The 22,535-nt window shown below is 63.2% G+C and carries 19 protein-coding genes and 2 pseudogenes; 13 read left to right on the forward strand and 8 right to left on the reverse strand.

The genetic code is table 11. The features are described from left to right. Nucleotides 1-79: 79 nt before the first annotated feature. Genes BM416_RS02355 through BM416_RS02370 form a run of 4 tightly spaced genes read right to left on the reverse strand, consistent with a single transcriptional unit; the run spans nucleotide 80 to nucleotide 3,336 of the window. A complete protein-coding gene (locus BM416_RS02355) occupies nucleotides 80-277 on the reverse strand; it encodes a hypothetical protein (RefSeq protein ID WP_092484931.1) in 198 nt (65 codons plus the stop codon). After that, a complete protein-coding gene (locus BM416_RS02360; protein ID WP_092484934.1) occupies nucleotides 274-2,229 on the reverse strand; it encodes an FUSC family protein in 1,956 nt (651 codons plus the stop codon). The genes BM416_RS02355 and BM416_RS02360 overlap by 4 nt, the downstream gene beginning before the upstream one ends. Further along, nucleotides 2,229-3,137, reverse strand: a complete 909-nt coding sequence (locus BM416_RS02365) for an efflux RND transporter periplasmic adaptor subunit (protein ID WP_092484937.1) — start codon at nucleotides 3,135-3,137, stop codon at nucleotides 2,229-2,231. Before BM416_RS02365 ends, BM416_RS02360 begins: the two co-directional genes overlap by 1 nt. 10 nt (nucleotides 3,138-3,147) lie before the next feature. Then, the gene (locus BM416_RS02370) at nucleotides 3,148-3,336 is read right to left on the reverse strand and encodes a DUF1656 domain-containing protein (RefSeq protein WP_175539027.1); all 189 of its coding nucleotides are present in this window, start codon (nucleotides 3,334-3,336) and stop codon (nucleotides 3,148-3,150) included. Nucleotides 3,337-3,453: 117 nt separating this feature from the next. On the opposite strand from BM416_RS02370, the gene BM416_RS02375 reads away from it, so the two are divergent. The 7 genes and pseudogenes from BM416_RS02375 to dapA all read left to right on the forward strand — a co-directional run bounded on the left by BM416_RS02375 (nucleotide 3,454) and on the right by dapA (nucleotide 8,521). After that, complete coding sequence (locus tag BM416_RS02375) at nucleotides 3,454-4,308, forward strand: AraC family transcriptional regulator (protein WP_092484940.1); 855 nt, start codon at nucleotides 3,454-3,456, stop codon at nucleotides 4,306-4,308. A 131-nt stretch (nucleotides 4,309-4,439) separates the two neighbouring features. Further along, nucleotides 4,440-5,126: pseudogene (locus BM416_RS31075) on the forward strand (PAS domain-containing protein); the annotation flags it as partial. Nucleotides 5,127-5,228: 102 nt separating this feature from the next. After that, nucleotides 5,229-5,663: pseudogene (locus BM416_RS31080) on the forward strand (methyl-accepting chemotaxis protein); the annotation flags it as partial. A gap of 136 nt (nucleotides 5,664-5,799) precedes the next feature. Next, complete coding sequence (locus BM416_RS02385) at nucleotides 5,800-6,420, forward strand: LysE family translocator (protein ID WP_092484946.1); 621 nt, start codon at nucleotides 5,800-5,802, stop codon at nucleotides 6,418-6,420. Nucleotides 6,421-6,429: 9 nt separating this feature from the next. Next, nucleotides 6,430-6,822 carry an ester cyclase gene (locus BM416_RS02390; protein WP_092484949.1) on the forward strand — a complete coding sequence of 131 codons (393 nt, stop codon included), beginning with the start codon at nucleotides 6,430-6,432 and terminating at the stop codon, nucleotides 6,820-6,822. 33 nt (nucleotides 6,823-6,855) lie between these two features. Continuing rightward, a complete protein-coding gene (locus tag BM416_RS02395) occupies nucleotides 6,856-7,335 on the forward strand; it encodes a VOC family protein (RefSeq protein ID WP_065941728.1) in 480 nt (159 codons plus the stop codon). A 322-nt stretch (nucleotides 7,336-7,657) separates the two neighbouring features. Then, nucleotides 7,658-8,521, forward strand: coding sequence for a 4-hydroxy-tetrahydrodipicolinate synthase (gene dapA / locus BM416_RS02400; RefSeq protein WP_092484952.1), 864 nt, complete (start codon nucleotides 7,658-7,660; stop codon nucleotides 8,519-8,521). Between the two features lie 635 nt (nucleotides 8,522-9,156). Here the strand turns inward: dapA and BM416_RS02405 are convergent. Both BM416_RS02405 and atzF read right to left on the reverse strand, forming a co-directional pair. Beyond that, entirely contained in the window at nucleotides 9,157-9,849 is a 693-nt protein-coding gene (locus BM416_RS02405) for a GntR family transcriptional regulator (protein WP_092484955.1), read from the reverse strand. Between the two features lie 2 nt (nucleotides 9,850-9,851). Then, the gene (atzF, locus tag BM416_RS02410; RefSeq protein ID WP_092484958.1) at nucleotides 9,852-11,648 is read right to left on the reverse strand and encodes an allophanate hydrolase; all 1,797 of its coding nucleotides are present in this window, start codon (nucleotides 11,646-11,648) and stop codon (nucleotides 9,852-9,854) included. A gap of 246 nt (nucleotides 11,649-11,894) precedes the next feature. On the opposite strand from atzF, the gene BM416_RS02415 reads away from it, so the two are divergent. Together BM416_RS02415 and BM416_RS02420 are read left to right on the forward strand one after the other, a co-directional pair. Continuing rightward, nucleotides 11,895-13,271 carry a pyridoxal-phosphate dependent enzyme gene (locus tag BM416_RS02415; protein WP_092484961.1) on the forward strand — a complete coding sequence of 459 codons (1,377 nt, stop codon included), beginning with the start codon at nucleotides 11,895-11,897 and terminating at the stop codon, nucleotides 13,269-13,271. Then, a complete protein-coding gene (locus tag BM416_RS02420) occupies nucleotides 13,268-14,434 on the forward strand; it encodes a cystathionine gamma-synthase (RefSeq protein WP_065941733.1) in 1,167 nt (388 codons plus the stop codon). The genes BM416_RS02415 and BM416_RS02420 overlap by 4 nt, the downstream gene beginning before the upstream one ends. Nucleotides 14,435-14,498: 64 nt before the next feature. Here BM416_RS02420 and BM416_RS02425 read toward each other — a convergent pair whose 3' ends face one another. After that, on the reverse strand, nucleotides 14,499-16,697 hold the full coding sequence (locus tag BM416_RS02425) for an OsmC domain/YcaO domain-containing protein (RefSeq protein ID WP_092484963.1): 2,199 nt from the start codon (nucleotides 16,695-16,697) through the stop codon (nucleotides 14,499-14,501). Nucleotides 16,698-16,944: 247 nt separating this feature from the next. On the opposite strand from BM416_RS02425, the gene BM416_RS02430 reads away from it, so the two are divergent. From BM416_RS02430 to BM416_RS02445, 4 genes are all read left to right on the forward strand, one after another. Next, nucleotides 16,945-18,426 carry a methyl-accepting chemotaxis protein gene (locus BM416_RS02430; protein WP_370671254.1) on the forward strand — a complete coding sequence of 494 codons (1,482 nt, stop codon included), beginning with the start codon at nucleotides 16,945-16,947 and terminating at the stop codon, nucleotides 18,424-18,426. Between the two features lie 308 nt (nucleotides 18,427-18,734). Then, nucleotides 18,735-19,355, forward strand: coding sequence for a LysE family translocator (locus BM416_RS02435; RefSeq protein WP_092484966.1), 621 nt, complete (start codon nucleotides 18,735-18,737; stop codon nucleotides 19,353-19,355). 132 nt (nucleotides 19,356-19,487) lie between these two features. Then, nucleotides 19,488-20,423, forward strand: coding sequence for an EamA family transporter (locus tag BM416_RS02440; RefSeq protein ID WP_092484969.1), 936 nt, complete (start codon nucleotides 19,488-19,490; stop codon nucleotides 20,421-20,423). A 150-nt stretch (nucleotides 20,424-20,573) separates the two neighbouring features. Beyond that, complete coding sequence (locus BM416_RS02445; protein ID WP_092484972.1) at nucleotides 20,574-21,911, forward strand: MFS transporter; 1,338 nt, start codon at nucleotides 20,574-20,576, stop codon at nucleotides 21,909-21,911. 124 nt (nucleotides 21,912-22,035) lie between these two features. Here the strand turns inward: BM416_RS02445 and BM416_RS02450 are convergent, their stop codons facing one another. After that, a complete protein-coding gene (locus BM416_RS02450; protein WP_092484975.1) occupies nucleotides 22,036-22,533 on the reverse strand; it encodes a DUF2269 family protein in 498 nt (165 codons plus the stop codon). Between the last annotated feature and the right edge of the window lie 2 nt (nucleotides 22,534-22,535).

A 22,535-nucleotide genomic window follows, 5' to 3' on the forward strand; every position in this document is an offset into this window, starting at 1 on the left:
GGTGGAGTGAGGGGCTTCTACAAAACCTGTTCAATCAAGCCCTCGCCCGATGAATGTCCCTGCCCCGGCCGCTATCCGATCAGGTTTCCTCTTTCCCGGTCATTGCGGCCTTGGACCTGGAGCCCTGATCCCCCCTCGGGCGTTCAGCCCGCTGTTTTTGCTCCTGCTTGAATTGCTGCTGCCAGCGCACCAGCGCCTCAGCCCCGTCCGATGCCTGCACGGCCCATGGCGTCGACGCGATCATGCCGAAAAGCGTCCAGATAAGGAGTTGCTTCATTTCATCTCACCTTGGTTGTTTGAACTGGAACGGATGCGGATATCCGCGTTGGGAATGCTTGAATAGGTGTCGAGCAGCCCGGCTAAATCCTGGTAGCCCGCCGCCAGAGCGTGAGCCCCCAGCCGGGTCAATGATCTCGACGTCCGACGTGCCTGAGCCGCGCTGATCGCGGGATTGGAGGCATACCGTGAAATACGCCGCTCGCCCCTTTGCGCGCACGTGGCGATCGCCGAGTCAGGTTCCAGCTCGCGTGTCTGGCGTTGCAAAGTCAGCAACCGGCGACTCAATTGAAGGGACACGGAGCCGGCGCCGCCCGCCGGCTGGTGACCAGCGCCCAAGAGCGCCTGCAAGGCGACCAATCGGTGCTGTTGCCGGGCCTGCCACTTGAGCAGGTCCATGCGGCGCCCGTGCCGGAGTAAGCGCCGGGTGTCCCTGTGCAGCGCCTGGGTCAGGACGTGTACATGGCGGGCAGATTTCCCCGGCAGTAGCTGGAAGGCCAGCAGGCAGATGGCAAGCGCTACCAGCCAGGCGAGCGCTTGATTGGCGAAGTCAGTGAAATCGTACTGGGCCGTGCCGCCGGTGCCGACGAGGGTGTTGAACGCGATCAGGTAGGCAATGCCCTGCAAGGCGTGGCGCGGCCGGGTGGTGGCATGAATGCCGACGGTCCAGAAGGCGATCAGCACGATGCTGAGCAACGCGAACCCGCTGATATGGGGCAACACCAGGAACTTGCACGCCGCTGCCGTTACGATGCCGTACAGCGTTCCCTCGAAGAAGCGGCCGATGCCTTGAGCGGGCGCCGGGCTGGTGGCCAGCAAGGTGCAGCACGGGCCCAACACCGCCAGCAAGGTTGGCCCCTGGTCCCAGGCGGTCAGGTACCAGACCGCAGCGGTTGCAAGCGTGGCCACCAGGGCGCGTAGACCGTTACGCAGCGCGTCGCCGTAATGACGGTGGAACCCCACGGCGCGGGCCGGCGTCCGGGGCGCGCGCTCAAGGCCGGCAAAGCTCAGCAAGGCGCTGGACAGGTCTGCCAGTTGTTCACTCAAGCACTGCTGGCTTTGACAGTTTTCATGGGCCTGGGCGAGGCGGTGCTGCATCTCCCGGACATGCTCGGCTGCCGCGGAAAAACCTGGCTTTGCTTCGGCCAGCTGTTGCAGCTGCGCGCCCATCCGAACGAGGGAAGGCAAGCCACTGCGGTTGAGCGGTGACTCGTCCAGGATCACCCCATGCACATACGCAAGCCCTGCCTGCAGGGTCGCAAGCCTGGAACGGATCAGGCGGGACTCACCTCGGCCGATCCCGAGAAGCTCGTCCACCTTACCCACATCGATGGCCAGCTGGCCCTGCGCACTAGCGGTTTGCGCGCTGTGCTCCCCCTCCAATCGCAAGGCCAGCAATCCCAAGGTACGGGCGGCGATGTCCTCAAGTGCCTTGTTCAGTTTGGACTCGACAGTCTTGCGGCTGAACAACGTCGCCACCAGACTCAGGCTCAACACCCCGAGGACCACGGCCGTGCCCCGCGCCACGATATGCTCGAAACCTTGCTGCGGGGCGACAATGGCCGGACCCAGGGCAAGGCAAACCGTATAGCCTGCGACCACTGCCGCCGTGGCTTGGTAGTGCCGAAGCACGGTCATGGCACCGACACAAAGGCCGAGCCACACCCCGACCCCGAGGATGAACAGCAGCATTTTTTGCGCGAACAGGCCGGTCAGGACCAGGGCGGCGAGCAACCCCACCAGGGTTCCCAGTACGCGATTGAAGCCCTTGCCGACCACCGCGCCCTGCAGCGGATGGATCAGCAGCAACACGGTCGAAGCCGCGGAGAACGGCGCCTCCAGGTGCAATTGGAAACCCAGCCACAGGGCCAATGTGGCCGCCGCAAGACTGCGTAGCACATACCCCGGGGTCTCCGGCGACCATGCCCCGAGCATTCGCAGTGCACGGGCCATCACATGAAATCCTGCAGCCACTGGGTAAGCCGCCAATGGGGGGCGGCCCCCGCCTCGGCGACCTCGATACTCGCGGTCATCCCCGCCGCCAGCTCCACGCCCGGTGGCACCTTGTCCAGCTCAATCCGAACCGGTACACGCTGGGCCAGGCGTATCCAGCTGAACGTAGGAGCCACCTGGGGCAAGCCACTGTTACTGCGCAGCTCGTTGCCGTCGGCAATGCCTCTGCCGAGGCTCGCCACATGCCCTTCAAGCAGCGGTGCAAAGCCCATGAGCTTGATGGACGCCGCGGCCCCCACGCGAACACCCGGCAGCTTGGTCTCCTCGAAGTAAGCGGTGACCCAGAAGCTATGGCTGTCGACCACAAAGATATTGGTATCGCCCGCCGCCGCGTAGTCACCCGGCTGCAGCCGCAGCTGGGTCACATACCCGTCGACCGGAGAACGAACCGTCGTACGCTGCAGATCCAGCTGCGCGTGGGCCAACTGGCTCTGGGCCGCGTCCACCCGCGCCCTGGCCACCGCCAGGTCCCGGGCCGCATTGTCGGTCTCCTCCCGCGCAATCGCATCGCCGAGTTGCTGGCGACGGCTGAGCTGTGAGCGGCGCTGTTCGAACACGCTGCGCGCCTCGGCAAGCTCGGCCGTTCGCTGTTGCCGGGCCAGCAGATAGGCGCTGCGGTCGATCTGGTACAACAACGCGCCCTTGGCGACCCACTGGTTGTCCTCGACCAGCAGTTGTTCAACCTGGCCGGACACTTCGGGGGCAATACGGATGACTTGCGCGCTGACCCGCCCGTCCCGTGTCCAGGGGGCCAGCTCATAGGCGCGCCACAACTGCGTACACAACAATAGCGCGGTCAAGCCGAGCACCAGGGTGACGAGGGTCTTGAGCAGGTGTTTGATCGTCATCGCCCGCGCCTCAAAACTTCAGCACGAGGATCGAGAGAACGATCAACGACATGCAGAAACGCGCCATGCTCGGGTGCCAGGCCCAGTCCAGCCAGGGCCGCACGATCCGCTCCAGCAGTGCGTAAACCACGGCGGTAACGCCCAGGTAGAGTAAGAAAGGCGGCAGGTAGAGGTAGGCAATCGTGATTTCGCTCAGCATCGTTGAATCTCGCAGTCGGCAATGGCCTTGCTGACGATGGTAGGGACTGCAAGGCCGTGCCGATATTGAGTATGCTGCCAAGATATAATCAAATTCAGACAATCGAGGTGACGCGACGTGGACGAGACACATCTCTACGGGGTGGATCAATTCGAACTGGACAGTTTCGACCAGCCCGCAGTGGCGTTGATGCTGGGAAGCCAGGGAAACGACACCGAATTCCCCGTCCATACCCACCGCAAAGGCCAACTGGTAGTGGCGTATCACGGCGGCATCGTATGCACCGTAGAGGATGGCGTGTGGATGGTGCCATCGGGGTTCGGCGTATGGATTCCGGGCGGTATTGCCCACAGCAACCGGGTGACCGCCAACGGCAAGATCGGCTATCTGTTCGTCGAGCCCGGTGCGGCCGCGCTACCGCACACATGCTGCACGCTGGTGCTGTCACCGCTGGTCCTGGAATTGATCCTGCACCTGAGCGCCCAAGCCCAGGACTATCCGCCGGCGTCTGCCAATGCACGCGTGGCGAGCGTGCTCCTCGAACAGTTGGAACTGGCCCCCTCGGAACAGCTGTACCTGCCGCTTCCGGCCACAACGCAGCTGCGTTTCATCGCACGGGGGTTGGCCCAGGACCCGTCAAATCGCTGCACCATGGCCCAATGGGCACGCCAGGTTGCCATGAGCGAGCGCTCCCTGGCGCGCTTGGTTAAAAGCGAAACTGGGCTAACCTTTGGCCAATGGCGCAAGCAATGGCAAATCATCGTGGCCTTGCAGAGCCTGGCCGAGGGCGAATCCGTGCAACGCACCGCCGAAGCCCTCGGGTACGAGTCGGTCAGTTCGTTCATCAGCATGTTTCGCAAGACACTGGGCTCGCCGCCGGCGCGGTACATGCGGCGGACCGCAACACATCAGCGGGAACCTCGCCTGCCTGGTGAAGCGTTACCCGTCGAACGGTCTAAATTTGCAGAATGACGTGCCGATAGGCTGGATGTAACCCAAGGAGGCGGTTTCCCATGTTCAATACAAAAGCCAAGAACCAGCTTCACGCCCAGGCAGCCGAGCTGTTGGAACTGCGCCAACTGCGCGATGGCCTGAACCGTGAAATGCTGACGTTGAGTATCGACTCGACATTCAAGATCACCGCATGCAACGACAACTTTGCCAAGTCGTTGGGCTACACCCCGGACCAGCTTCGCGGCCGTGCCATGGCCGAGATCGTGCCGCAGTACGTCTCCAAGCTGCCCTGCTTTCATAATTTCCGGGCGGCGGTCGCCGCTGGCAAGTCCATTACCGACGATTACCGCTACCTGCATGCCGACGGCTCACTGATATGGCTGCATGCACATTGGCAGCCGATCACGGATGCGAGCGGCCAGCTGAGTCATGTCACCTGCTATGCAACGAACATTACCGCCCGGGTAGAAAAAGCCTCGGAAAACACCTCTTTCATCCAGGCATTGCTGCGCTCGACGGCGGTGATCGAGTTCGACCTCTCCGGGCATGTCATCACCGCCAATGAACAGTTCCTGCACGCCATGGGCTACAGCCTGGAGCAAGCCAAAGGCAGCCACCACCGGATTTTCTGCAAGCCGGAGGAAACCTCGTCGCAGCACTACAAGGATTTCTGGGCAACCCTGAACAGGGGCGAGTTTGTAGCCGGCCGATTTGAACGCGTTGACAGCCGCGGCCAGACCGTGTGGCTGGAAGCAACCTACAACCCGGTGTATGACACTGAAGGCACACTGTGCAAGGTGGTCAAGTTCGCCACGGTGGTCTCCGACCAGGTTGCCCGGGAACAGGAAGTCAGTGGCGCGGCGCAAACCGCGTTTGAAATTTCCCGGCAGACCGATGTCAGTGCCGAGCGCGGAGCCGTGGTGGTCAACGACACGATGCATACCATGCATAAAATCGCCGCTGATATGCAGGCGGCTGCCGGCGGAGTCGAAGCCCTCGGAAAACAATCACTGCTGATCAGTTCGATCATTCAGACCATCAGCAGCATTGCCCAGCAAACCAACCTGCTGGCATTGAATGCCGCGATTGAAGCCGCCCGTGCAGGCGAGCAAGGCCGAGGCTTTGCGGTGGTGGCTGATGAAGTGCGGCAACTGGCCGGGCGCACCAGCACGGCGACGGAAGAAATCGCCTCGGTGGTGCTGCAGAACCAGAAACTGGTGGACGAGACCGTCGCCGAAATGGCCAACAGCAAGTCCCAGGCAGAGCAAGGTCTTGAACTCGCCACGCAGGCAGGCCAGGTCATTGTGGAAATTCAGGACGGCGCCAAGCGGGTGGTCGACGCGGTGGGCAGGTTTGCGAATCAGGTGGCTTAGCCGGAGCAGTCACAGGGCCGCCTGTGCATGAGGCGGCGGAGTGCACGCCGGACATGGGAATCAAGCCGCACATTGTCCAACCACCTCCACTCCCCTTATCCTCGACGCTCCCCGTCCGTCCAAAACCGGAGCCGCCATGGACCTCGCCACCCTCGCCCTGTTCCTCCCCGCCTGCTTCGCCCTGAACATGGCGCCAGGCCCGAACAACCTGCTGTCCGTCAGCAACGCCACGCGCTACGGCTACCGCACCTCGTGCCTGGCCGGTGTCGGTCGCCTGCTGGCCTTTGCCGGCATGATCGCCCTCGCCTCCGCAGGCTTGGCGGTGGTGCTGCAGACGTCGGAGTTGTTGTTCTACGCGATCAAGATTGTGGGCGCGGCGTATCTGTTTTATCTGGCGTTCCAGCTGTGGCGGGCTGATCCGCAGGCTGAGGCGCAATCGGCAGACGCGAAGGTGGGTTTGTGGGCGCTGGCACGACAGGAGTTTCTGGTGGCGGCAGGCAACCCGAAGGCGATCCTGATCTTCACCGCGTTCCTGCCGCAGTTCGTGGTGCCAGGCCAGCCGATCACGCCGCAATTCGCCGTGCTGGGCGCGCTGTTCCTGGTGTTGGAATGGATCGCCATCAGCCTCTACGCCTATATGGGCCTGCACATGCGCCGCTGGTTTGCCGAGCCGCGTGGCAAGCGGATATTCAATCGCTGCTGTGCGGGATTGTTGTCGGCGGCGGCGACGGTGTTGTTGACCGCGCGCAGGGCTTGAGGAAAAAACATGACCCGCAACCAACTTGCCGACCTTTACCTCGGCTATATCGACTGCCTCAACCGGCAGGATTGGAACCGCCTGGGCGACTTCGTCCACCCTGACGTGGCCTATAACGGCAAGGTGGTCGGCCTGGAGGGCTACCGCGCGATGCTGGAGCGCGACTTTCGCGAGATCCCCGACCTGGTGTTCCACATCCAGTTGCTGATCGCCGACCCGCCTACCGTCGCCTGCCGGCTGAACTTCAATGTCACGCCCCGGGGCGAGTTTTTCGGGCTGGCGATCAATGGTCGCCGGGTGGCGTTCTCGGAGAACGTTTTCTACACGTTCGTCGACGGCAAAATCGCCCAGGTCTGGTCGGTGATCGACAAGGCGGCGATCGAACGGCAGTTGGCCGTCTAAACTCCATGGACCCATTGTCCGTGGAGACCGATCATGAAACCCAAGAACACCCTCTGCCTCTGGTACAACGGCACCGCCGAGGAGGCTGCGCGCTTCTACGCCAGCACCTTCCCCGACAGCACGCTCGACGCCGTGCACCTGGCCCCCGGTGACTACCCGTCCGGCAAACAGGGCGATGTGCTCACGGTGGAATTCACCGTGATGGGCATCCCGTGCATCGGCCTCAATGGCGGCCCGATATTCCCCCACAGCGAAGCGTTTTCCTTCCAGGTCGCCACCGATGACCAGGCCGAAACCGATCGCTACTGGAACGCCATCATCGACAACGGCGGCCAGGCCAGCGCCTGCGGTTGGTGCAAGGATAAGTGGGGATTGTCGTGGCAGATCACGCCTCGGGTGTTGACCGATGCGGTGGCCAACCCTGACCCGACAATAGCCAAACGTGCTTTCGACGCGATGATGACCATGACCAAAATCGACATTGCGGCGATTGAAACCGCGATAAAAGGCTGATCCACCTGCACCGGTGCATTCAAGCCACGGGGGAAGTTGACACACCTCGTAATATTCCATGAAGATAGCCCCAGTCTTCATGGGTGTGTCAGCTTATGTCCGCAACCTCAGTGGTTAACCTTTCCGTCATTGGCTTGATTGCCAAGGCGCAAGGTTGCGTGGCGCACGCCCTCAAATCGAAGAAACAGTCGCTCATGTGACCGGGGCGCGCTGTCCCGTCAGATGAGCTGACAGGACATTGAGCGCGGACTCCCTCCCCCTTGCACAATTGCCCATGCCCTTCTGACGGTGACTCAAACGGTCAATCATCAGGAGAAAGTGCATGTCATCGTTCCAAGGTATCTGGGTTCCCGTGGTCACGCCGTTCCAGGATGGCGCCATCGATTTTGTCGGCCTGCACCGTCTGGTCAGCCACCTGCTGGACAAACACGTGGCCGGGATCATGGTGTGCACCACCACCGGCGAAGCCGCATCGCTCAGCCGCCAGGAACAATTGGCGGTGCTGGATGCGGTATTGCAACAGGTGCCCGCCCACCGTGTGGTGATGGGCCTGGCGGGCAACAACCAGATTGAGCTGCTGCAATTCCAGGCCGAGGTCCTCAAGCGCCCGCTGTCGGGTTTGCTGGTGCCGGCGCCGAGTTACATCCGCCCTTCCCAGTCCGGCCTTGAAGCGTTCTTTCGCACGGTGGCCGATGCGTCCAGCGTGCCGATCATTCTCTACGACATTCCCTACCGTACCGGCGTGACCTTCGAGCAGGCGACCTTGCTGAACATCATCGCGCACCCGCAGATCGTGGCGATCAAGGACTGCGGCGGCAATCTGGGCAACACCCTGGCGGTGTTGGCCAGCGGTGAGGCCGATGTGTTGTGTGGCGAGGACCTGCAGATATTCAATGCGCTGTGCCTGGGCGCCAGCGGTGCGATTGCCGCGTCGGCCCATGTGTGCACCGAACAGTTTGTGGCGCTGTGGCAACAGGTACGGGATAACCAGTTGGCTGAGGCGCGGGCGACGTTCCTTGGCTTGGTGCCGTTGATCAACACACTGTTCATGGAGCCCAACCCGGCGCCGGTGAAAGCCGCACTGGCGCTGGAGGGCTTGATCGACAGTGAGTTGCGGGCGCCGATGCAGCGGGCAACCGAGGCGGTCATCGCAAAGCTGCAAAGGCTTTCACGCCAGGCCCAGTAAACTGTGGTGAGCGAGCTTGCCTCGCGCTGGGCTGCGAAGCAGACCCAAAACCAGGCGCTGCGGTTTACCTGACAGAACACAGGGAGCCTGATTGGGGCTGCTGCGCAGCCCGGCGCGGGGCAAGCCCGCTCACCACAATAAGCTTGCGCAGGCTCAACCAATAACGCATTCGAGAGCGCACCTCCACACCCCACGTGATCTGAGGACTACTCGTAACTTGTGGTGAGCGGGCTTGCCCCGCGTTGGGCTGCGCAGCAGACCCAAAACCAGGCGCTGCGGTTTACCTGACAGAACACAGGGAGCCTGATTGGGGCTGCTGCGCAGCCCGGCGCGGGCAAGCCCGCTCACCACAGCAAGCCCGCTCATCACAATAAGCTTGCGCAGGCTCACCCAATAACGCGTTCGAGAGTGCACCTCCACACCCCACGTGATCTGAGGACTACTCGTCACCTGTGGTGAGCGGGCTTGTCCCGCGCTGGGCTGCGAAGCAGACCCAAAACCAGGCGCTGCGGTTTACCTGACAGAACACAGGGAGCCTGATTGGGGCTGCTGCGCAGCCCAGCGCGGGGCAAGCCCGCTCACCACAGCAAGCCCGCTCACCACAGCAAGCCCGCTCACCACAGAAGCTCAGGGCATCAGGAAATCTGCCCCTCCACCTGCCGGGCCGTATGCAACCGGTGCAGCGTGATCTCGCGCACCGCCTGCTTGCTCAGTTCGATATGCCGCTTCAGCAGGTGCTGCGCCTGGTCAGCCTGGCGTTGCACGATGGCCGCAAGTATTTGCCCATGCTCTTCGTACGTCGCCGCAATGCGGGGCGCCTGGGTAAAGTCGAGCCGCCGGATGATGCGGATCTGCTCCGTGATGGCGTAGTGCATGCGCGCCATTTCACGGTTGCCGGTGGCTTCCACCAACGCGCAATGAAAACGCTCATCCAGCGCCGATACGGCCTGGGCGTCCTCCAGGCGCTCGCCCTCCTGCACCTGCCAGGTGGCCTGCAACGCTTGCAGCATCGGGTTCGGTTCATCCATCGCACATAACCGGCCGACAGCCGCCAGTTCCAATACGATGCGCACGTCGTAGAGCTCTTCGAAGTAGGCGAAATCGAACGGTTTCACCTGCCAGCCGCTGCGAAAATACACCTCCAGATACCCTTCCCGCTCCAAGCGATACAGTGCCTGACGCACCGGCGTGCGGCTGGCGTGCATGCGTTCGGCCACCTCGCCTTCGCTGAAGCGATCGCCCGGCAGCAGGCGGAAGTCGAAAATATCCGCCTTGAGCTGTGCGTAGATCTGCTCGGCCAGGCTGTCAGGGCGTGTCTTGGCCCGCATGTTTAACCGCGACTCGCAATAAAGGCGCGCCAGCCACCGAACTCGGTGATGTCGAGGGCATCGGCCAGGGCCCAGGGCTCGCAGATGAAGCCTTTGACGCTGCGCCCATCGGCCAGCAGCAGGTTGCCGATCCCCAGCGGCGCGGGGATCTCGGCGACGAACTCGCCGAAGCGTGCGAGGGGCATGTCCCACAGCTCGACGATGATCGCCCGACCGCTGTCCGACTTGACCAGCCCTGGCTTGGGCGGCACCGTGCCCGGCAGCGCGTACAGGCGGTAAGTGTCGGCAGTCAGGGTTTGCTCCACCAGCACCGCGTTACGCGTCGTCAGTTGGACATTCAGTGGCATGCCGGTGAGATGTGCACCCACCACCGCCACACGCACGCAACCGGGGGCTTGGGCGGGTGCGGACGGTGACGGCAGATAGCGCTGGGTGGCGCCCAAAGGCAGCTCCAGGCTGGCTTGCCAGCGCTTGCCCAGGTGCGCCAGCGCCGTGTCATGCCAGGCCGGTGCGAGCAAGGTAATGCCGCTGGGCAAGCCATCGGCGCGGATACCGGCCGGCAGCGCCAGGGCCGAGAGGTCGGCCAGGTTGGTGAAGTTGGTGTAGTAGCCGAACTGCGAGTTGTAGCGCACCGGCTCTTCCGCCATCTCGGCCATGGTGCGCAGGGTTGGCGAAGTCGGCACCAGCAAGGCATCGAAACCGGCCAGGCTGTCGTTGATGCGGCGGCTCAGTTCGGCCCGCAGGTATTCGGCTTTGAAGGCGTCGCAGGCGCTGTACTGGCGGCCATTCTCGACAATGCCGCGCACCACCGGGTTGATTGCCTCCGGCTGGTTTTCGAGCATGCTTTCCAGGGCCACGGTGCGTTCGGCAACCCAAGGGCCGAAGTACAGCTGGTCCGCCAGTTCCTTGAACGCAGTGAAATCCACCGGGGTGATCACCGCCCCCAGCGCCTTGAAGCGCTCCACCGCCTGTTCGAACACGGCCTGGTTCTGGGTATCGCCGAAAAACTCCAGGACCTCCGGGATGGCCAGCTTGATCGAAGCGCCCACCGCCACCGGCGCCGTGTTGGGGTTGGCGCGGGAATAGGCATCACTGGCGTCGTATCCCGCCGCAACGTGCGCGACGGTCTCGGCATCTTCCACGGTCAACGCAAACACCGAGACGCAATCCACCGTGCGGCAAGCCGGCACCAGGCCGGTATTGGACAAACGCCCCTTGGTCGGCTTCAACCCGACGATATTGTTGAACCCCGCCGGTACACGCCCGGAGCCCGCCGTGTCGGTGCCCAGGGAAAACGCCACCAGCCCACGGGCGACCACCGACGCAGAGCCGGAGCTGGAGCCGCCGCTGACGTAATCGCCATTGAAACTGTTGCCCACCGCGCCATACGGCGAACGGGTGCCCACCAGGCCGGTGGCGAACTGATCGAGGTTGGTCTTGCCCATCAGGATTGCGCCGGCGGCGCGCAGCTTTTGTAAGACCGAGGCATCCCGGGTCGCGCGGTAGGCAAATTCGGGGCAGGCGGCAGTGGTGTTCCAACCGGCCGCATCGATGTTGTCCTTGATCGCAAACGGCACGCCATACAACGGCAGCCGGGTCATATCGCCGCCCAGCGCTGCCAACCGTTCGCTCAACTGTGCCAGTTGCTCGGCCAATGCCTGCGGTTGAGCGCGGGCGATCCAGGCGCTGTCCTCGGCGGGGTATTGCGCGGCCAGGGTGAGCAAAATGTCCGGCGTGATCGCGCTGCTGCGGTAAGCGGCCTGCCATTCACCGAGGGTCCAGCCAACAACGTTGTGCATGGGAAACTCCATCTTGTATCCAAGTTTGGATTTATCTAAGCAAAGCCCACGCCAGGTCACTCTGCCAGTGATTACGCAGGTATCGCCGCACAACGTGCGCTTAGATAGCGCACCCGGGCATCGTCCATGCGCCAAAAAAAGACATTCAATCGACCCCTCGGTTGCGACCGGCCCGATACCGACCTACTGTTCCAGACCATGCTCTGCCATTTGCTGTCCCCCCACCCTAAGCCCCCAGGTGACGACATGCCCACACTACCCCGCCCTGCCGTACTCGAGCTGATCGGCAACACGCCGCTGGTTCGGGTCAGCCGTTTCGATACCGGCCCCTGCACGCTGTTCCTCAAGCTTGAATCCCAAAACCCCGGCGGCTCCATCAAGGACCGCATCGGCCTGGCCATGATCGACGCCGCCGAACGCGACGGCCGCCTGCGCCCCGGCGGCACCATCATTGAAGCCACCGCCGGCAACACCGGCCTGGGCCTTGCGCTGGTGGGCCGGGCGAAAGGTTATCGGGTGGTGCTGGTAGTGCCCGACAAGATGTCCACGGAAAAAGTGCTGCACCTCAAGGCCATGGGCGCCGAGGTGCATATCACCCGCTCCGATGTCGGCAAGGGCCATCCCGAGTATTACCAGGACATGGCCGCGCGGCTGGCCAAGGAGATTGACGGCTGTTTCTTCGCCGACCAATTCAACAACCCGGCCAACCCCCTGGCCCACGAGACCAGCACCGCGCCGGAGATCTGGGCGCAAACCCAACACGATGTAGACGCGATTGTGGTGGGCGTCGGCTCGGCCGGCACCCTCACCGGCCTGACGCGCTTCTTCAAACGGGTGCAGCCCGACCTGGAAATGGTCCTCGCCGACCCGGTGGGTTCGGTGATGGCCGAATACAGCCGCAGCGGCAAGCTGGAAACACCCGGCTCGTGGGCGGTGGAAGGCATCGGCGAGGACTTCATCCCGTCGATTGCCGACCTGTCCAGCGTGCGCCACGCCTACTCCATCAGCGATGAAGACAGCTTCGACCACGCCCGCCAGTTGCTCAAGGCCGAGGGCATTCTCGGCGGTTCCTCCACCGGTACCCTGTTCGCGGCCGCGCTGCGCTATTGCCGCGAACAAACCGTGCCCAAGCGCGTGGTCACCTTTGTTTGCGACACCGGTACCCGCTACCTCTCGAAGGTCTACAACGACCAATGGATGACCGATGCGGGCCTGCTGCACTACAAGCACTACGGCGACCTGCGCGACTTGATCGCGCGGCGCTTCGAAGATGGCCGCGTGATCAGCGTAAGCCCCGACGACACCCTGCTCACCGCCTTCCAGCGCATGCGCCTGGCGGACGTGTCGCAACTGCCGGTGCTGGTGGGCGGCCGCGAACTGGTGGGGGTGATCGATGAGTCCGACATCCTGCTGGGCCTGCACCATGACGCGGCGGACTTCTCCATGATGGTCGCCAGCGCCATGAGCGACAAAGTCCACACCCTGGCCCCCGGCGCCAGCCTGGCCGAATTGCAGGCTGAACTGGATCGCGGCCTGGTCGCCATCATTGCCGACGCGGCGGGCTTTCACGGCCTGATCACCCGCGTCGACCTGCTCAACCACCTGCGGAGATCCCTTGCATGAGCCAGCCCGATAAAAGCGCGTTTGCCACCCGTGTGATCCACGCCGGGCAGTCACCCGACCCGACCACGGGCGCGCTGATGCCGCCGATCTACGCCAACTCCACCTACCTGCAGGACAGCCCCGGCGTACACAAGGGCTTCGACTACGGCCGCTCCCACAACCCCACGCGGTTTGCCCTGGAGCGCTGCGTGGCCGACCTCGAGGGCGGCAGCCAGGCGTTTGCCTTCGCGTCCGGGCTGGCGGCGATCTCCACGGTGCTGGAGTTGCTGGATGCCGGCGCCCATATCGTGTCCGGCAACGACCTCTACGGCGGCACCTTCCGCCTGTTCGACAAGGTGCGCCAGCGCAGTGCCGGGCACCGGTTCAGCTTTGTCGACCTGAGTGATGTGGCGGCGTTCGAAGCGTCCTTGCAGGACGACACGCGCATGGTTTGGGTCGAAACCCCGAGCAACCCGCTGCTGAGCCTCACCGACCTCGCGGCCATCGCCCGGATCTGTCGCAGCCGCGGCATTCTCTGCGTGGCCGACAACACCTTCGCCAGCCCGTGGATCCAGCGCCCGCTGGAGTTGGGTTTCGACATCGTGGTGCACTCCAGCACCAAGTACCTCAATGGTCACTCCGATGTGATCGGCGGCATCGCCATCGTCGGCGACAACCCCGAACTGGCCGAGCGCGTGGGCTTTTTGCAAAACTCGGTTGGCGCCATCGCCGGCCCGTTCGATGCCTTCCTCACCCTGCGCGGGGTGAAAACCCTGGCCCTGCGCATGGAGCGCCATTGCAGCAACGCCCTCGACCTGGCCACCTGGCTGGAACGGCAACCGCAGGTATCCCGGGTCTACTACCCAGGCCTGGCGTCCCACCCGCAGCACGAACTGGCACGCAGGCAAATGCGCGGGTTTGGCGGGATGATATCGGTGGACTTGAACAGCGACCTGGCCGGCGCCACGCGCTTCCTGGAAACCGTCAAGCTCTTCGCCCTGGCCGAGAGCCTGGGCGGCGTGGAAAGCCTGATCGAACACCCGGCGATCATGACCCACGCCAGCATCCCGGCGGCGACCCGTGCGCAGTTGGGGATTGGCGACGGGCTGGTGCGGTTGTCGGTGGGGGTTGAGGACGTGGAGGATCTACGGGCGGACCTGGCGCAAGCCTTGGCCCGGATATAAATCCCCCAGACAACAGGGGTCAACTGTGGGAAGGAGGCTTGCTCCCTCCCACATTGGGTATGCGTCACCCCTGGACGATGTTGGCACGCGCCGAATGCAGCTTCTTGTAGCTCTCGATCAAGCGCAAATGCCGGTCCAGCCCTTCCAGCTTCATGCTGGTCGGTGTCAGCCCATGGAAACGCACACTGCCGTTGACCGAGCCGATCACCGCATCCATCCGCTCATTGCCGAACATGCGGCGGAAGTTGGCTTCGTAGTCCGCCAGTTCCAGGTCGTCGTCCAGTTCCATCTCCAGCACCGCATTCATCGCCTGGTAGAACAGGCCACGCTCGGCGGTGTTGTCGTTGTACTGCAGGAACATCTCCACGCACTCCTTGGCCTCCTCGTACTGCTGCAAGGCGAGGAAGATCAGCAGCTTCAATTCGAGGATGGTCAGTTGGCCCCAGGCCGTATTGTCGTCAAACTCGATGCCGATCAGGGTGGTGATGTCGGTGTAGTCGTCCAGCTCGCTTTCGATCAGGCGCTCGACCAACCCCTGCAATTCCGCTTCGTCCAGGCGGTGCAGGCTGAGGATGTCCTCGCGGAAGAACAGCGCCTTGTTGGTGTTGTCCCAGATCAGGTCGTCCACGGGATAGATTTCCGAGTAGTCCGGCACCAGGATGCGGCAGGCGGTTGCGCCCAAATGCTCGTACACCGCCATATAGGCTTCCTTGCCCATGCCTTCGAGGATGCCGAACAAAGTCGCGGCCTCCTGGGCGTTGGAGTCTTCACCCTGGCCGGAGAAGTCCCACTCGACAAATTCGTAATCCGATTGGGCACTGAAGAAGCGCCACGACACCACACCGCTGGAGTCGATAAAGTGCTCGACGAAGTTGTTCGGCTCGGTCACCGCCTGGCCTTCGAAGGTCGGCTGCGGCAGGTCGTTCAAGCCTTCGAAGCTGCGGCCTTGCAGCAGTTCGGTAAGGCTGCGTTCCAGCGCCACTTCCAGGCTCGGGTGGGCACCGAACGAGGCGAACACACCGCCAGTGCGCGGGTTCATCAAGGTCACGCACATCACCGGGAATTCGCCGCCCAGGGACGCGTCCTTGACCAGCACCGGGAAACCCTGGGCTTCCAGGCCTGCAATACCCGCCAGGATACTCGGGTACTTCGCGAGCACGTCAGCCGGCACGTCCGGCAGGGCAAATTCGCCCTCGATGATTTCGCGCTTCACCGCCCGTTCGAAAATCTCCGACAGGCACTGCACCTGGGCCTCGGCCAGGGTGTTGCCGGCACTCATGCCGTTGCTGAGGTAGAGGTTCTCGATCAGGTTGGACGGGAAATACACCACCTCGCCATCCGATTGGCGCACGAACGGCAGCGAAACGATGCCGCGCGCTTCGTTGCCGGAGTTGGTGTCGAACAGGTGCGAGCCGCGCAACTCGCCGTCGCGGTTGTAGACCTTCAGGCAGTACGCGTCGAGGATTTCGCCGGGCAGCTCGTCATTCGGGCCCGGCTGGAACCAGCGTTCGTCCGGGTAATGCACGAACGGCGCATTGGCCAGTTCCTCACCCCAGAACTGGTCGTTGTAGAAGAAGTTGCAGTTGAGTCGCTCGATAAACTCGCCCAACGCCGACGCCAGGGCGCCCTCCTTGGTCGCGCCCTTGCCGTTGGTAAAGCACATCGGTGAATGGGCGTCGCGGATATGCAGCGACCACACGTTCGGCACGATATTGCGCCACGAGGCGATCTCGATCTTCATGCCCAGGCCGGCAAGGATCCCGGACATGTTGGCAATGGTCTGCTCCAGCGGCAGGTCCTTGCCGGCAATATAAGTGCCCGCCTCGCTGCCCGCGCTCGGCATCAACAAGGCCTGGGCATCGGCATCGAGGTTGTCCACTTCTTCGATCACGAACTGCGGCCCGGCCTGCACCACTTTCTTCACGGTGCAACGGTCGATGGAACGCAGGATGCCCTGGCGGTCCTTATCGGAAATATCGGCCGGCAACTCGACCTGGATCTTGAAGATCTGGTTATAGCGGTTTTCCGGATCGACAATATTGTTCTGCGACAGGCGAATATTGTCCGTGGGGATGTTGCGCGTGCTGCAGTACAACTTGACGAAGTACGCCGCGCACAACGCCGACGAGGCCAGGAAATAATCGAACGGCCCCGGTGCCGAGCCATCGCCTTTATAGCGAATAGGCTGGTCGGCAATCACCGTGAAGTCATCGAACTTGGCTTCAAGCCGGAGGTTGTCGAGAAAGTTGACCTTGATTTCCATGGGGGCACACCAGAATAACGGGCTAAACAAAAATGGCCGCCATTATGAGGTTTTTCATCGGGAAGTTTCAGGCTTTTGACCAGTGGCTGGCGAAATGAGCCATGCGCATTAATCTTCTGCCCAATGCCGCCGATGGACTGTGTGCAACCAGGGAGTAGTCGGAATGCGCAACAACCAGCCTGTAACACAGCGCGAGATTTCACTCGCGCCTTCGCAAAAACTCATCTCCGCCACCGATGTTCAAGGGATGATCACTTACTGCAACGACGCCTTCGTCGATATCAGCGGCTTTGAACGCGCCGACCTGATCGGCGCGCCCCAGAACATCGTGCGTCACCCCGACGTGCCACCCGCCGTTTTTGCGCACATGTGGAGTGCGCTCAAGCAAGGCCTGCCGTGGATGGGCATCGTCAAGAACCGCTCGAAAAACGGCGATCACTATTGGGTCAATGCCTACGTCACGCCGATCTTCGACGGCAGCCGGGTCGTTGGCTTCGAGTCGGTGCGGGTCAAGCCCACGGCCGACGAAATTCGCCGCGCCCAGGCCCTCTACCGGCGTCTGAGCCAAGGCAAGCCGGGCGTGCCGCGCCAGGATGCGTGGCTGCCGGCGGCAGTGAGTTGCGTGCCGTACATGGCCACCGGTGTGGCTGGCAGCGTCGCCGGGCTGTTCCTCAGTGCACCGGTGGCCGTCGCAGTGGCCGTGGCGGTCGCGCTGCCGGTGGGCCTGCTGTGCTCGCGCTGGCGCCAGGGCAGTACCCTGCGTCTATTGGAGGGGGTCGAACCCTCGACGTCGGATGCCTTGATCGCGCAGATGTACAGTGACGCACGCGGCCCACAGTCGCGTTTGGAAACCGCGTTCCTCAGCCAGACCGCGCGCCTGAAAACCTGCCTCACCCGCCTGCAGGACAGCGCCGAACAACTGAGTACCCTGGCGGGGCAATCCGATCAGTTGGCGGCCGCCAGCGCCAAAGGCCTGAACCGCCAGCGCGTGGAAACCGAACAGGTCTCGGCGGCCGTCAACCAGATGGCTGCGACCACCCAGGAAGTCGCCAGCCATGTACAACGCACCGCCGACGCCACCCAACAGGCCAACGTGCTGACCGGGCGCGGCCGCGAAGTGGCGCGCGATACCCGTGAAGCCATCGAGCGTCTGTCCACCATGGTCGGCGAGACCGGGGTGACCGTGGCGCAACTGGCCAGGGACAGCGACGAAATCGGCAGCGTGGTGGATGTGATCAAGGGCATCGCCGACCAAACCAACCTGCTCGCCCTCAACGCCGCAATCGAAGCGGCGCGGGCCGGCGAGCAAGGCCGAGGCTTTGCCGTGGTAGCCGACGAAGTGCGCCAACTGGCCCAGCGCACGTCACAATCGACCACCCAGATCCATGGGCTGATCACCAAGCTCCAGGCATCCTCCAGCAACGCGGTGCAAAGCATGGAAAACGGCCAGCGCCAGGCCCAGGAAGGCGTGGCCTGGGTGCTGGAAGCGGACCAGGCCCTGGTGGGGATCAGCGAAGCGGTGTCGCATATCACCGACATGACCACCCAGATCGCCGCCGCCACCGAAGAACAAAGTGCCGTCGCCGAGGAGATCAGCCGCAACATCACCACCATCGCCGAACTGGCCGACCAGACCTCGATACAAGCCCATCAATCCACGGACCTGAGCAAGGAACTGACCAATACCGCGGCCACCCAATACGCGTTGGTTGAGCGCTTCAACCGCTGAAGGCAGACAAGCCCGCTTACTGTGGTGAGCGGGCTTGCCCCGCGCTGGGCTGCGAAGCGGCCCCAATCAAGATCACTGTGTTCCATCAGACAAACCGCATTGCCTGGTTTTGGGGCTGCTTCGCAGCCCAGCGCGGGGCAAGCCCGCTCACCACAACAAGCCCGGTCACTCACAACAAGCCCGCTCACCATAGTAAGCCTGCTAACCACTACAAGCCGGCTCACCACAACAAGCCCGCTCGCCACAGGATAACCACTCATGCCAAGCTTGGGTTAATGTCCACTCATCCCTCTGCATGAAGCCCGCTCATGTCCATCACCGACAACCTCCTCGCCTTCACCTTCGCCGCCACCCTGCTGACCCTCACGCCCGGGCTCGACACCGCCTTGGTCCTGCGCACCGCCACGGTGGAAGGCAAGCGCCAGGCGCTGCAGGCCACGCTGGGCATCAACGCGGGTTGCCTGGTGTGGGGCGCCGCGGTTGCCTTTGGCCTGGGCGCGTTGATCGCGGTGTCGGAGATGGCGTTCAACCTGCTCAAGTACTGCGGCGCGGCTTACCTGGCCTGGCTGGGGCTGAACATGCTGGTGCGTCCGCGCCGCTCATTGGCACCCGCTTCAGCCGATGGCAAGCCCGGCGGCAACTGGTTTATCAAGGGCATGCTGGGCAATGTGCTGAACCCCAAGGTGGGGATTTTCTACGTGTCGTTCCTGCCGCAATTTATCCCCCAAGGCCATTCGCTGATTGCCTGGACCTTCGGCCTGGTGAGCATCCATGTGTTGCTCGGACTGTTGTGGTCGCTGGTATTGATCGGCGCCACGCAGTCGCTGTCCGGGTTCCTGCGCCGCGAAAAGGTCATCCAGTGGATGGATCGCACCACCGGTGTGATCTTCTTGCTGTTTGCCGCAAAGCTCGCGCTCAGCAAGCGCTGAGTTTTTCCAGACCAAATCCCTCCTTGCTCCCTCGGCGTAAACACGCTACAAATCACCCGGTCGCGAAGTTGTACGACAACCTAAAAATAAATCGCCATCCCCGACGATGGCGCCAACCGCCCGAGCCCCAGCATGACTCCGCCTGCCCCGACGCAAACTGCCCCCACCCTGTTCTCCCGTCCCATTGCCGTGTTGATTCTGCTCTGCATGGGCTGTGCCTTCGCCGGCAATCACATCGCCGCTCGGGTCGCCTTCGATGATGGCGCCGGTGTGCTGTTGGCCATTCTGCTGCGCTCGGGTGGCACCTTGCTGGTGCTGGCGGTGCTGGTACTGTGGCAACGCCAAAGCCTGCGCCTGCCGGCTGGTGCATGGCGCTGGCAAGTGCTGCTGGGCCTGCTTATCGCTACCCAGAGCCTGTGCCTCTACTCCGCCGTCGCCCGTGTGCCGGTGGCGCTGGCGCTGCTGGTGGGCAACGTGTTCCCGATTCTGCTCGCCCTGCTCACCTGGGCATTCGGCGGCCCACGTCCGACGGCGCGCACCGCCTTGCTGATGGGCTTGATTCTGGTGGGCCTGGTGTTTGTGCTGGACGTACCCGGCCGCCTCTCAGGCAATGCCGATATCGGCCCGCACTGGCTGCTTGGCGTCGGCCTGGCCTTCTGCGCCGCGTTCGTGTTCGCCTGCGCGCTGTGGATCACCGATCACAAGTTGTCCCAGGTACGCGGCTCCGTGCGCAGCCTGCTGACCATCTTCATCGTATTCAGCAGTGTCAACCTCGCCGGCCTCAGCGGCGCCCTTCCCGGCGGCCTGAACCCGCCGGCCACGGGTACCGGCTGGCTGGCACTCGCAACGTTGGTGGTGCTGTATGGCACCGGTTTTATCGTGCTGTTCATGTCGGTCCCGCGCCTGGACATGCCGCGCAATGCGCCGGTCATGAACATTGAACCGCTGGCGACGTTGCTGATGGGCTGGATCGTGCTTGATCAAATGCTCAGCGCCGGGCAGATAGTCGGCGGCGTCATCGTAGTGACCGGGATTGTGCTGCTGACCTATCGCACGTCTGCCCGGTAACGATAAATCCCCGCCTGACCTGGCCCAATTCCTGCCTCCCCAATCCCACCCGGTCGCTACTGACTATGCGGACGACTCTTTTGAGCCCGGCCGCCTATCCCCCTTCCCCGGATAATCCAGCATCCCCCGATCCCTTCCGAGGCCTTCCCCATGACGAGCCCCTCCACCGAACAGGTAAGCCCCCAAACCCTGCGCAAGGTCATCATCGCCGCCGGCATCGGTAACTTCGTCGAATGGTTTGACTTCGCCGTGTACGGTTTCCTCGCTACCACCATCGCCCAACAGTTCTTCCCCAGCGGCGATGCCAGCGCGGCCTTGCTCAAAACCTTCGCGGTGTTCGCCGTCGCCTTCGCCTTCCGGCCCCTGGGCGGGATTTTCTTCGGCATGCTCGGCGACCGTATCGGGCGCAAGCGCACCCTGGCGATGACCATCCTGCTGATGGCCGGCGCCACCACCTTGATCGGCCTGCTGCCCACCTACGCCGCCATCGGCGTCACGGCGCCGATCCTGTTGTCGCTGATCCGCTGCGCCCAGGGTTTCTCCGCCGGCGGCGAATACGCCGGTGCCTGTGCCTACCTGATGGAGCACGCGCCCCGGGACAAACGCGCCTGGTACGGCAGCTTCGTGCCGGTGTCGACGTTCTCCGCCTTCGCCGCCGCCGCCGTGGTGGCGTACGCCCTTGAAGCGTCGTTGTCCGCCGAGGCCATGGGCAGCTGGGGTTGGCGCCTGCCGTTCCTGATCGCCGCGCCGCTGGGACTGGTGGGCCTTTACCTGCGCTGGAAACTGGATGAGACGCCGGCCTTCCAGGCCGTGAAGCAAGAGCACGCGGTCGCCCACTCCCCGCTCAAGGAAACCCTGCGCAACCATGGTGCGGCGATCTGCTGCCTGGGCGCTTTTGTGTCACTGACGGCGCTGTCGTTTTATATGTTCACCACCTACTTCGCGACGTACCTGCAGGTGGCCGGTGGGCTGAGTCGGGCGATGGCGTTGCTGGTGTCGCTGATCGCGTTGATCTTCGCCGCGGCGATTTGCCCGCTGGCGGGGCTGTATTCGGATCGCGTGGGGCGTCGGGTCACGGTGATGACGGCGTGCGTGTTGTTGATGGTGGTGGTGTATCCGTCGTTCCTGATGGCCAGTTCCGGTTCGTTCACGGCGTCAATTGTCGGGGTGATGTTGCTGGCGGTCGGCGCAGTACTGTGTGGTGTGGTGACGGCGGCGTTGCTGTCGGAGACCTTTCCGACCCGCACGCGCTATACCGCCTCGGCGATTACCTACAACATGGCGTATACGATCTTCGGCGGTACCGCGCCGCTGATGGCCACGTGGTTGATCAGCACCACCGGCAGCAACCTGTCACCGGCGCTCTACCTGATTGCCGTGGCATTGCTGGCGTTGGCGGGCGGACTGGCGTTGCCGGAGACGTCGAGGATTTCCCTGCACGACGTGGGCGCTGAGGACAAAAGCCCGGCGCCGCTGCTCTCGCGTTAAGCACTCACACCGTCCAAACCGTAGCAGCGGCCGACGCATGAGCAGCGCTTTTTGGGGGGGCCGCTATGAACACAGCGGTATGCATCGTTGCACCGGTTTGGGATGCCAAGCCTTGAGCGGGCACTCAGCCCCCCGCCAACAGCCCGACCAACTGCCACGGCGTCATCTTCGTCACCATGATCATCACGATCACAAACATCCCCAGGAACCCGAAGACGCCCAGCCAGAACCATTGCCGGTACACACCACGGTATCCATCATCCAGCACCGTGTCGGTCTCGACCGCCCGAGAGGCCATCTGCTGCATGCGCTTCTGCAGTACCAGCACCGGCAGCCACAGCGAACCCACGCAGAGGAAGATGATCAACGCGGTCAGTACCCATTCCGTGGTCACAGACAGCCCCGCAAGCTGGATCAGCAGCAAGCCCGTGATGATCTGAATAACGCCCGCCGGCGTGGTAATCCAGGTATCAAACCGCACGACCATGCGCGCCACTTGGGCGATCACTTGCGGGTTGGCCGTGCGACTGGCGGCGATCAGGTAGAGGTACGAGCCCATGCCGAAGCCGAACAGGAAAATCGCCGCGATGATGTGCAGGTACTTCAGGCACAGGTAGAGCATCG

The organism is Pseudomonas sp. NFACC42-2 (assembly GCF_900116055.1).
Classification (GTDB): domain Bacteria; phylum Pseudomonadota; class Gammaproteobacteria; order Pseudomonadales; family Pseudomonadaceae; genus Aquipseudomonas; species Aquipseudomonas marginalis.